The following is a 2,506-nucleotide window of genomic DNA, read 5'->3' on the forward strand; positions in this document are numbered from 1 at the left end:
GACAGGGAAACCGTAAAGGGTCTTGCCAGGACCAGGCCGCTGATTTCCTCATTGGGATTCGGCTTTTGGTTGTATGCATCCTCATCGGATATGGATATATCGATATAGACCGGGGTATGGACAGACACCGGATTGCCCTCAAGCGGGAAAGTCATCTCCTGCGCACCCCTGGGGTTGATGGAATAGACACGTTCATAGGTAATGGTACCGGTGGTGGCATAGGTCTGGTTCAACATTTCGGGCGGTATCTTCAGCCCACTCTGGAACAGGGCATTGGGACTGGTCAGTTCCGGCTCCAGCCTTTCCGGATAAAACCCGTGCTCGCTCATGATCACCTTCCCGTTGATCTTAAGGATGTCATTTTTCACGGTCAAGGTCGGAAGGCTGCTGGCGGCAGCCGCCCGTATCCCTTCCGGTGTTGTGTCATTGGTTGTGGCATAAGAAGAACTGCCCGTTGAGACATGGTCCGCAATATCCACAAATTCTACATCCGGTCTTTTATATGCGGCGGATGGCGTTAAGGTGATTTTCCCGCCGGGCAGAGCGCCGTTTACCAGCGTCGCGCTCTTAATAGCATAGACCTCAAGGGATGTGATCTCATAGTAGCTGTATGACCTTGTGAAACTTTCCTGGGACGTGACGATGTTACCTCCCTGATCCGGATGGTAGACCGTCACGGTATCAGTAACCGAACCTGTTACCAGCCGAACACCCAGACGGTACAGGTATTCGCTGGCGAGAATGTTGACATAAAGAGGCTCCCCGGAAGGAATGCCCTGGGATACATCAAAGCGCTCGTTGCCCCTTGGGTCGGCCTTGATGATGACCTGGGTCTCCGGACTGGTAAATTGCTCGTCCCTTCCCCTGTTACCGGAAACCATTGCACCCGAGGAAGAGATTTCGCCAACAAAGAGGGTTTCCACAGCTTCATCGGTCCCGTTGAAACCGAGGGTTTCTATCTCATGACTGGTCACACTGCTCCAGACGTAGATCATGGTATTGGGGGAAACATTATGTAGGGTAATATAGCAGACATTATCCTGAGTGGTGACAACCTCGCTCTCAACCTTGTCGGGACTTGTTCCGGCCCAATACCTGCGCACCGAAATGTCCTTCCTTTCCTGGTCGGCCATCACCCAGTAGCTATGGCTGGTATCTATTTTGACGGTCACGCTTTCCGTCTTACCTGTTTCTATGGCTTTCTTGTCGGCCTCAGCGGTCATGATGCACTTAATTGTGGGAATGGCAGGAATCCTTATCGTGTTCCAGTTGGTGTCGTTGTATCTTAACCGAATATGGGCACTGCCTGTATCGGGCATGGTTAAGACCCAGGCCTTCCGGAAGATCTCCGAATAATCGGTACTGCCTTCCGGAATCTTGAACAGCTTAAGCAAATTTAAGCCAGTATCGGTTTGTCCTACTGTTATATGGTCCTCATCGTAGAAGTTGGTGGTAAGCATGTAGTTGAGAAGGGCGGGATTTTTTCTTATATCATACCAAGAATTAGGTGCTTCAGGTAATATATCCTGCCAGACTACATTGGCATAGTTCTGATCAAACACATTGCCACGTCTATCATGTTGCCTAAAGTAGCGGTCATTTGTGATTGCAAATTCATCATAATTGTATCCAATGTGGGCATATTCGCCTTTCTCCCCTTTTTCGTTCTCTACAAAACCTTCTTCAGTTTTATAAAAGCCTTTATCTGGTAAATCTTCGCGTCCAAAGGGAAAATGAAATACTTCAGTTCTATATTTCATTGATGTTTCGATATTTATTTTATAATTACCATTTGCTGATTCTGGACGAAATGGTCCATGACCAGAACACAAAATACTGTTTGATGCAATCATAATGATTGCAATAAGCAGAACCTGTATTTTTCTTATCATTTTCTTACCACCGGCCTGGTTGTCCAATAATTAATGATTTTCACTTGATTTAAATCAGAATAATAATATGCCAATTCTATTCCGGTATCTGGTACGATACCAAAGTAACTATCTTCTATCCATCCACCTGCATAAAAAACTTTTTGATACAACGGGAAAGCAAAATCATAAAACGCTGTGCCTTGCGATGGGCCATAAACAATCTGGCAAAGATGTTTAAAGACTTTTTCGTATTTTTCTTGTGTCCATACGAAATCACGGTGGTTCATCCCGGGTTCCCACCCTTGTTTTGTTAAAAAATCAGGATCTCTTAGTGCTCTAAGTTTCCACTCATAATATGAAGGATTTTTTTGTTTCCCTGGGGCATACCTCTCTGCGTGATAGTTCATCTGAGGCTCTGCATAAATGGTCAGCTCAATATCCGGCTTGTAAATATCGCTGATAATATGATATCCCAATGAGACATATCCACCGAAAAATTCACTATACGCTATGCTGAAGGCATTGCCGTTCTTTTTGAGTCAAGTCCAAATTAGTGTGTAAATTACCTCGGTCATCAAACGGTAGCTAATGAGACAATAGCCTAAGCGTTTATGCCGCGAAAGCTGTTGACG

Annotated in this window: 2 protein-coding genes; both read right to left on the bottom strand. The window is 45.7% G+C overall.

The window, feature by feature from the left end:
• Nucleotides 1–1,394, bottom strand: a 1,394-nt coding sequence (locus F3H12_RS12945) for a DUF5704 domain-containing protein (RefSeq protein ID WP_243133298.1), incomplete at its 3' end; no start/stop codon positions are given.
• 494 nt (nt 1,395–1,888) lie between these two features.
• Nucleotides 1,889–2,350 (bottom strand): hypothetical protein, encoded by a 462-nt coding sequence (locus F3H12_RS12950; protein ID WP_149679730.1) that lies wholly within the window; start codon nt 2,348–2,350, stop codon nt 1,889–1,891.
• Nucleotides 2,351–2,506: the final 156 nt, after the last annotated feature.

The sequence above is a fragment of the Thermoclostridium caenicola genome, assembly GCF_900142095.1.
Lineage (GTDB): Bacteria > Bacillota > Clostridia > DSM-8532 > DSM-8532 > Thermoclostridium_A > Thermoclostridium_A caenicola.